Genomic DNA, 8,512 nt, shown 5'->3' on the forward strand with positions numbered 1-8,512 from the left:
ATATAAAATCTAAAACTTAAAATTCAAGACTCAGAGCAGAAACGATACTGACTTGCGAAAGCGCCTGTCGGCGCAAACGCCGCTCGCAGCGGCAAAAAATGGAGCCCGGGGCTTAAACACAAGCCAGCATCATTTTGAGTATACCTTGTTTTCTGTTTTCACGCGCCGCATAATTTTAATCGCAAATAATTTATTCCAATTTTCCTGCGCGCCATAATTTCGCTCCATGAGCAAAAGATAACGAAAGTGCGTGCATATTTGCTGAGATATGCAAAACTTTTGCAATTTTCTGCGTGTGCATTGTATTTGCTTGTTTGTCTAACTTTTTTGCGTAAACTTGCATTCCGCGCGCAATAATCGAAGTAAAAGCTGAAGATCGGTAAAGCGCTACAGCAAAATCGCCTGTAAAAGCACCAGAAAGAATAGAATCTGCAAGTCGCGCAATATCTTCTCCTGTAGGAGCTTCGTCAATTCCTGTAATAGCGGATGCGCTTGTTGTTTCAGGTTCGCCAAGGCTCCAGTACTCGGCGTAAGCTTCGCGCTGCTTTCGTAGAGACATGCGCAGTAAGTACAGTCGCCACAACATTCCAGGAATAGACTCTGCTTCCGCATGGCTCCACAAATCTGCAATAACTTCAATGCCCTCATTTTCAACCAAATTCAGCACGCGCTCAACGATTTCCGGCGACTGCGTTTTATGAACGCGGTTAAGCAAAACGGCAGCGGAAGTGTGGCTAATTTCGTTTACAACCTGCGGATCCGTGCCGCCTTCAATCTGCGCGAGCATTGCAGGATCCATTTGTGCAGGTCGGCTTGGGCGTGAAGCTCCTGTAGGGCTTGGCATAAAAGCAGATCTGCTTGAATGAATAGAACTCGATTGAGAATTTAAACTAGTAGACACTTGGCAGAACCTTTTCAATATCAATAATGCGAGCACCCTTAGGAGTACTAATTATGTGCAAAACTATTGCGCTTCCTGTAGGCATATATGGAGATTTTTGACTGAGTATGCGCTTGTGTGCTCTAGGTTTTGTTATTTCGCGCAAATAATCAAAGAAAGTGCCAATAACCGGTCGGTGCAAGCATATGACGGTTGCGTTGTTAGTTGTGCTTGCATTGCTAGTTTTACTTGTATTTTGTGCGTTACACTCAAGATTTTGTATTTCGTTTATAAGCACAGACAATGTAGATTTTGGTTGTTTCTCGTGATGGTCTTCAGTAAGTTCCGCAACCTGCTCTATAGAAAGTGAAGAGTCGTGTGCAAAAGCCGCAACCGTTTCAACGCAACGCTTCCAAGGTGACGATATGATCTTATTCGGCGCGTAGCAGGCAAGCTCACGACCTAAAGCGTATGATGCGGCTGCTCCAAGAGGTGTGATTGGTCGAGTCGCTTCGCTTCCTTGCCAAGTTTTTCGAGACTCAGCTTTTCCGTGACGCACTAGAAGCAACGTGCTGTATTCTGCTTTACCTGCGTGGAGCTTTTCTAAGAAAGCGTCTAGCACTTCACGGTCGCTATCGTGCGTAAGCTTTTTTCGCGCTTGAGAAGGAGTAAGCCATAAAACATTGCCAATTTCAGTAGGTTTTGCTGGCTTAATTGGTCCGAAAGCAGGGAGACGCTTTGCTGCAGTTGGCTTGTCGATTAAGCGCATCATCCAGTAGTGGATTCGCTTTATTACTTCCGGCTGGGAATTGCGATTTTGGCTGTTATTTGATGAGCTGTTCTTGGAAGACTTTTTGCCTTCGCGCTCAAGCGGATACTCTATTTTGGCAATGTGTGGACCTAGCGTGACTGAATATCCTGTTTCTTCTCCAACTTCGCGCACGGCTGTGTGGCGATGCGATTCGTTTGGCTCATTCTTTCCTTTTGGCCAGCTCCAATCGTCATATTTAGGACGGTAGACTAGGCAAAGCTCAAAATCGTCGTCGCTAGACTTTATTGCGCTGATTGGCTTATTTGCATGGTTTGGATTTATTGCATTGCTGTCTGTTTTTGTCTCTTCATCTGCATTTGAGCTGTTTGTAGTATTGCGCTTGCGATAAATAATTCCGCCAGCTGCTTCAACGTATTGCGTCGTTACTGCACTCATATTCACTATTTTAGCGGTTTTCTTTCGCAAATTTTAGTTATGCTTGGTTATTTATTGCAATTCGATTATTTGCTCATTTGGTTAGAGTCAATTTAGTTGCTGATTTTTGTATATTTGCGCTGCTTACGTTTATCATGGCCATGACTGTGATAAAAGTGTTGTGACTGTCATTTTCTCGTTCGTAACAGTGATTTTCGTATATATGACTGTCATTTTTTCGATTTTGAACGTGATTGGCTATATTTTGACTGTGATTGGCCGTGTTTTGACTGTGATCTTACGCGTTTTGACTGTGATATTACGTATTTTGACCGTGATGCGTAGACCTATGACAGTCATTCTGACTTCCGTGACTGTGATACCCCCCCATTTATGGCTGTAATGCAGATGCGCTGAGTAAATCAGATCGTTAGATAACCCAAACTTTCCAAAACTGACAAATAATTACTTAAAAAACATCCTAAAACTGGCAAATGGTTTAAATATGTTTTATTGAAGCAGAAAAATCAGATTCGGAATTGGGCTTTACAGTTTAGTAAAATTTGATCTTTTTGTGTATTGAATTTATACTAAGTTATGTAGTTATTGAAATTTGTTAGTGTTGTGAGGGTTTGTATGTCCAAGACAATAAAAGTTGCTGAACTTTTTGCGGGAGTAGGCGGGTTTCGTCTTGGGCTTGAAGGGTATACGCCTTCTGAGGGAAACAATTTTACTGCAAAACCAGCAGGACCTTTCAAAACAGTTTGGGCAAATCAGTGGGAGCCTGCCGGGCAAGAATCCAAGCAATTTGCGTGGAGGTGCTATGAGAAGCGTTTTGGCAAAGGTAGCTGTGTTAATGAAGATATAGCAGAAGTGCTCAAAAAATTCGAACATGGGGAATGTGATATTCCAGATTTTGACATGCTTGTTGGTGGTTTTCCTTGTCAAGATTATTCTGTGGCAAAACCTTTAGCATTATCTTCCGGAATTGACGGCAAAAAAGGAGTTCTGTGGTGGAGCATTAACAAAATGTTGGAATTACGCCATCCTAAATATGTTCTGCTTGAAAATGTTGATCGTCTATTAAAATCACCTGCTGCACAGCGTGGTAGGGATTTTGCAATTATTCTCTCTTGTCTTTTTCGATTAGGATACAGCGTAGAGTGGCGAGTTATTAATGCTGCTGACTATGGAATGCCTCAAAGACGTAGACGTGTGTATATTTTTGCAGAGCATGATTCTAAAAAATGGCCTAACAAGCTTTCTCGGCTTTTACAAAATGGTGTTATTGCACGAGCTTTTCCAGTATCTGTTGCAGAAAAAAATGCTGCGCAATATGAATTTTCTATTAGTGACAATCCGTATGTTATATCTCAAGATTTTGGCAAACAAGCTAAGGTGAGCCTATTTCAGAATGCTGGTGTTATGCAAGATGGAATAGTTTATACCGTTAAAACGGATGCTGTGTTTTCTGGCAATGCAATGACATTAGGTAGCGTTCTAGTTGATGCCAATCAAGTGCCTAAAGAATATTGGATTGAAGAAGATAAGCTTGCTTCTTGGCAGTATCTTAAAGGCGGTAAAAGGGAGTTGCGAACAGCTTCAAATGGATTTGAGTACATGTATTCCGAAGGTCCTGTTGCTTTTCCAGATAAAATTGATGCACCAAGCAGAACTATTCTTACAGGTGAAGGTGGGAAAAGCGCTAGCAGAACCAAACATGTTATTATGCAAAATGGCAGATTGAGAAGACTTGTTCCAGATGAGCTAGACCAGTTGCAAATGTTTCCTAAAGGTTGGACGAATGATGGAATGAGCGATGGACATAGAGCGTTTTGCATGGGAAACGCATTGGTCACTGGTATTCCGCATAAAATTGGCGAAGTTCTCGCTAATGACATTTCGGCATAAAATTCATATCTAAATAATTATGCTTATTTGTGGGTTGCGTAGGAATTGAGTTAATAGGAAAATGTAATAAATAAAGTTGTGACAGGGAAGATGCAGAATGGTGGGAAGCATGTCTAATCATATAGACGATAATCGCAAGTTTTCGGACATTGACGAAATAACCGCTCTTCTTACTGGAATCAATGGCAAAACTTTTCGCGAGATTGATAAAACTGGTCGTGGTGAAAAAGCAGGCAACAAGGGTTCTTTAGGCAATATTATTGAAGAATCAGTTTTCGGGTATTCTATAAATTCCGATAAACAACCGGATATTATGGTCGCTGATGAATTTTATGAATTAAAAGTCACGCCGATTCGTTCGAACAAGAAAAAGAAGATAGTTGCTAAAGAACGTTTGGTCGTTGATATTATCAACTATTTGACGCTGTGTAATGAGGTTTTTGATAACTCATCATTTTGGCAAAAAGCGCGTCAGATGATTATTGTTTATTATCTTGATAACAGGACTGATAAAGCCAACCAATCCAGACTTGATTGCACTATTTACGGTTCTTTTGTATTGAAATATGAACCTGGTGAGCTAGAAACAATTCGTAAAGATTGGGAATACATAAAAAACAAGGTGGCTTCTGGTTATGCAGATAGGTTAAGCGAGTCTGATACCAATTATCTTGCTGCTTGCACTAAGGGAGAAACGGCTGCAAAGTCGTTGAGAGACGCTCCTGCGCCAAGTGGGTTTGAAAGTAAATATATACGCGCAAAACAACGCGCGTTTTCGTATAAGCCTAGCTATATGACCATTGTTGCACAAAGAGTTTTAGGTGAAGGTGATCTTTTTGAACGGTTGCCAATATCTATTAACGAAAATCTTAATGATTATGTGCAAAACAAGATTGGGCAATATGTTGGTTCTAAAATTTCTGATTTGGCCAACAAATTTAATGTGGAGCTTAAAACGCATTATTCTTTTAATTCGCAGCTTGCACTGAAGATGTTGGGTGTAAAAAAGAACAAAATAGAAGAAATTGAACAGTTTGCTGCAGCGAGTGTGACTCAACTAAAAACTACTGTTTTGTATGATGACGGTAAACCAGAGCAGAATATGTCTTTTCCTGCGTTAAAAGAGGATGATTGGGCTGAATTAGCAGATCCAAATATGCAGTGGCATGATTCGCGATTGTATAAGTTTTTTGAGAATAATAAGTTCTATTTTGTTGTTTTTAAAAGCAACGGGAAAAATAGAAAATCAACTTGCTATAAAGATGATGTTTTAGTTGGTGGTTTTCTATGGAATATGCCAGAAGAAGATATTGAAAAATATGTTGCGCCTGCGTGGAATAAAGTGCATGAGATTATGATATCTGGTGAATCTACTGGCTATGGAACGGATGAGAATCAGCTCCCTAAGATGTCATTCAATCACGTATTTCATATGAGGCCACATGGTAAAAATGGCAATGATGTTATAACTCTTCCAAACGGTGAAACTATCACCAAACAATGTTGGTGGTTAGATAGGCTGTACATTGCCAAAATAGTTGCTGAGCATATTGGTCAGATATCGCAGTAGCTGGTGCACGAGATAATCAGGTGATTACAGCTTCAATTTCCAATCCTTAAGAAGATAGGGATAGAACTGTTATATTGTACGTAACAATATTATAAATACTCAATTGTCACATAAAACCTCCTAAAACTGGCAAATAATTGCTCAAAAAACATCCTAAAACTGGCAAATGGTGCTGTAGAAGATTTTCGGCTATTGCCGGGAATGCTTGAGATTTAGCCAGATTATAAAGGAGTAATAATCACAACAAGAGCCAGAAACATGTTACTGAATCTGGCTCTTGCTTATTGTTTATTAGTTACTTGCGATTAGTTCGCGCCGCGAGGCTTACGCGTGTGAGTATGAATCAAGTAAGCCTGGCTGTCAACGAGCGGACGACCTTCCTTATCGCGAGAATGCAACGTATACGTGCCGTCACCATCCATCCACCACGAAACAGTAGAATCAGCCATTTGCAAATCAATGTACTGAATCAAAGCTTCAACCTGATCTGGCGCGCTGATACGAACCAGCGTCTCAACGCGGCGGTCAAGATTACGGTGCATTAAATCAGCCGAACCAATCCACACTTCTGGACCGCTTGCAGGACCGTCACCAATCTGCGGACCGCAAGAGTTAGCAAAAGCGTAAATGCGGCTGTGCTCAAGGAATCGACCAAGAATAGATCGAACGCGAATATTCTCGCTCAATCCCTCAATTCCAGGCTTAAGCGAGCAGATTCCGCGCTCAACGATATCAATCTTTACTCCAGCTTGCGAAGCACGATACAAAGCGTCAATAGTCTTCTCGTCAACCACAGAATTGACCTTAATCTTAATCCAAGCTTCCTTTCCAGCAAGAGCTGCAGCTTCCTCGCGCTGAATTCGCGCAATAATACCAGTTCGAACTGTTCGAGGGGCAACAAGAAGGCGGTGGAAACTTGACTTTGGTGCATAACCAGAAAGCTGGTTAAACAAGCGAGTCAAATCCTGACCGACTACAGGATCGCAAGTAAGCAATCCCAAATCTGTGTAAAGGCGAGCAGTTTTAGGATTGTAATTACCTGTACCAACGTGGCAGTAGCGGCGCAACCCTTCTGCTTCTTGGCGGACCACGAGCGAAAGCTTGCAGTGAGTCTTCAAGCCAACAATGCCGTACACAACGTGAACGCCTGCGCGCTCAAGCTTACGAGCCCAAGCAATATTTGCGTCCTCGTCAAATCGTGCCTTAATTTCAACCAGCGCAAGTACCTGTTTGCCAGCGTGAGCTGCGTCAACAAGAGCGTCAATAATTGGCGAATTGCTAGACGTACGGTACAAAGTTTGCTTAATTGCAAGCACTTTTGGATCCGCAGCAGCCTGCGCGAGGAATGCCTGTACAGAAGTAGAGAACGAATCGTAAGGATGATGCAACAAAATGTCATGCTCGCGAATAGAAGCGAAAATATCTTGCGCGTGGCTAGTTTCAACTTCCGCAATCTGACGGTTTGTAGTAGGAATGAACGGACGATACTTCAAATCAGGGCGGTCAAGCGCTTGCAATTCAAACAGTACCGTCATATCAAGCGGCGAAGGCAAGCGATATACTTCCTCAGGGCTTACGCGAAGCTGATTTGCAAGAAGCTGAGAAAGGAATGGGCTGGCCTCGTTAGAAATTTCCAAACGAATTGGCGGTCCAAAGCGGCGGCGAAGAAGTTCCTTCTCCATAGCGTTGAGCAAGTTTTCTGCGTCATCTTCCTCAACGTCAATATCTTCGTTACGAGTAACTCGGAATGAGCGGGCTTCCTTAATAATCATGCCTGGGAAAAGCGATTCCAAGTGTGCTGCAATCAGCTTTTCCATAGTGATGAAGCCGTAACGCTCTTCGCGACCTTCCTCGTCTGTTAAATCGTCAACTGGTACAAGGCGATTCAAATTATCTGGAATCTTTACACGAGCAAAATGCGACTTTCCAGAATTTGGATTTTCGACGATAACAGCCAAGTTAATAGACTTGCCGGAAATGTACGGGAATGGGTGAGCAGGATCCACTGCAAGAGGCGTAAGAACAGGGAAAACTTGCTTTTTGTAGTAATCAGACAAACGTGCTTTTTCTGATTCTGTAAGCTTATCCCAGCTGAGCAAAACAATGCGCTGTTTGGCAAGCTCGGGAAGAATGTGCTCAATAACATAGTGAGCGTGCTCATCTTGACGGCGGTGAGTTACCTCACTAATAGCGCGCAACTGCTGGCGAGGGCTTAAGCCGGATGCTGCAGTTACTGCTATTCCAGAATCTATTCTGCGCTTTAATCCTGCAACTCTAACCATAAAGAATTCGTCGAGATTTGACGCAAATATAGCAGCAAAATTAGCGCGTTCAAGAAGTGGCAAATCTGTATTCTGAGCCAACTCAAGCACGCGACGATTGAACTTCAACCAGCTTAATTCTCGGTCGAAGAAACGATCTTTTGGCAACGGTAGCTCACCCTCACGAGCTTCACGCTTTTCTGCCTTTTCATCTTCGGCGATATGCTCTGCAATTTGACCGCGCAGAATCGCCTTTGAGGGAGCGTCAAAAATTTGTACCATATTCTGTAATTGTATGCGTTGTAAGGGAAGTGCGCGAATGAGTGTCGATTTTATTTGCTTGCTTCGCGCTCGAAAAATATCTTGCGACACGCCGGAGTGTGTCTCATGCGAACGTAATTTAACATGATAACCTTTGCATGTTCACAAAAGGCCGCAAGAGTTACGATTTTTCGTGTGCAATTGAACAGTAGTGACAATATGTTAACAAAGGCTAATTTGCCCTTTACTATTAGGTAAAAAACGATGATAATAATAATTACAAAAACAAAAAAGAGATAGCGGTAACCCACAAAAGTGTATGGATATGAAATCCGTGGACGTTGGACGGGATATTTAAGACTTTAACCGTTGCAACGAGGATGTTGTGAAGATGAAACCGCAGATATTGTTTTTGTAGATAAGAGGCTCGCCAAAGTGGCGGG

General features: G+C 42.2%; 5 protein-coding genes. 2 read left to right on the forward strand and 3 right to left on the reverse strand.

What is annotated here, in order from left to right; all coding sequences use genetic code 11:
- Positions 1 to 190 precede the first annotated feature (190 nt).
- Positions 191 to 844, reverse strand: a complete 654-nt coding sequence (locus A5295_RS03680) for a hypothetical protein (RefSeq protein WP_064621729.1) — start codon at positions 842 to 844, stop codon at positions 191 to 193.
- A gap of 46 nt (positions 845 to 890) precedes the next feature.
- Positions 891 to 2,087: an NUDIX hydrolase gene (locus A5295_RS03685; RefSeq protein ID WP_064621730.1), complete on the reverse strand. Its 1,197-nt coding sequence runs from the start codon at positions 2,085 to 2,087 to the stop codon at positions 891 to 893.
- Between the two features lie 615 nt (positions 2,088 to 2,702).
- Between A5295_RS03685 and dcm the strand changes: the two genes are divergently transcribed.
- Together dcm and A5295_RS03695 are read left to right on the forward strand one after the other, a co-directional pair.
- Positions 2,703 to 3,977, forward strand: a complete 1,275-nt coding sequence (dcm, locus tag A5295_RS03690; RefSeq protein ID WP_064621731.1) for a DNA (cytosine-5-)-methyltransferase — start codon at positions 2,703 to 2,705, stop codon at positions 3,975 to 3,977.
- A 109-nt stretch (positions 3,978 to 4,086) separates the two neighbouring features.
- Positions 4,087 to 5,547, forward strand: a complete 1,461-nt coding sequence (locus A5295_RS03695) for a Sau3AI family type II restriction endonuclease (protein WP_231875281.1) — start codon at positions 4,087 to 4,089, stop codon at positions 5,545 to 5,547.
- A gap of 305 nt (positions 5,548 to 5,852) precedes the next feature.
- Here A5295_RS03695 and A5295_RS03700 read toward each other — a convergent pair whose 3' ends face one another.
- Positions 5,853 to 8,090, reverse strand: a complete 2,238-nt coding sequence (locus A5295_RS03700) for an RNA degradosome polyphosphate kinase (RefSeq protein ID WP_004105851.1) — start codon at positions 8,088 to 8,090, stop codon at positions 5,853 to 5,855.
- Positions 8,091 to 8,512 lie beyond the last annotated feature (422 nt).

This window comes from Gardnerella sp. 26-12 (assembly GCF_001660745.1).
Classification (GTDB): domain Bacteria; phylum Actinomycetota; class Actinomycetes; order Actinomycetales; family Bifidobacteriaceae; genus Bifidobacterium; species Bifidobacterium swidsinskii.

Bases quoted from the DNA above. Each gene is read 5' to 3' on its own strand.
- dcm (WP_064621731.1), top strand. From the start codon at position 2,703: ATGTCCAAGACAATAAAAGTTGCTGAACTTTTTGCGGGAGTAGGCGGG.
- A5295_RS03680 (WP_064621729.1), bottom strand. From the start codon at position 844: ATGCCAAGCCCTACAGGAGCTTCACGCCCAAGCCGACCTGCACAAATG.
- A5295_RS03695 (WP_231875281.1), top strand. From the start codon at position 4,087: ATGTCTAATCATATAGACGATAATCGCAAGTTTTCGGACATTGACGAA.
- A5295_RS03685 (WP_064621730.1), bottom strand. From the start codon at position 2,087: ATGAGTGCAGTAACGACGCAATACGTTGAAGCAGCTGGCGGAATTATT.
- A5295_RS03700 (WP_004105851.1), bottom strand. From the start codon at position 8,090: ATGGTACAAATTTTTGACGCTCCCTCAAAGGCGATTCTGCGCGGTCAA.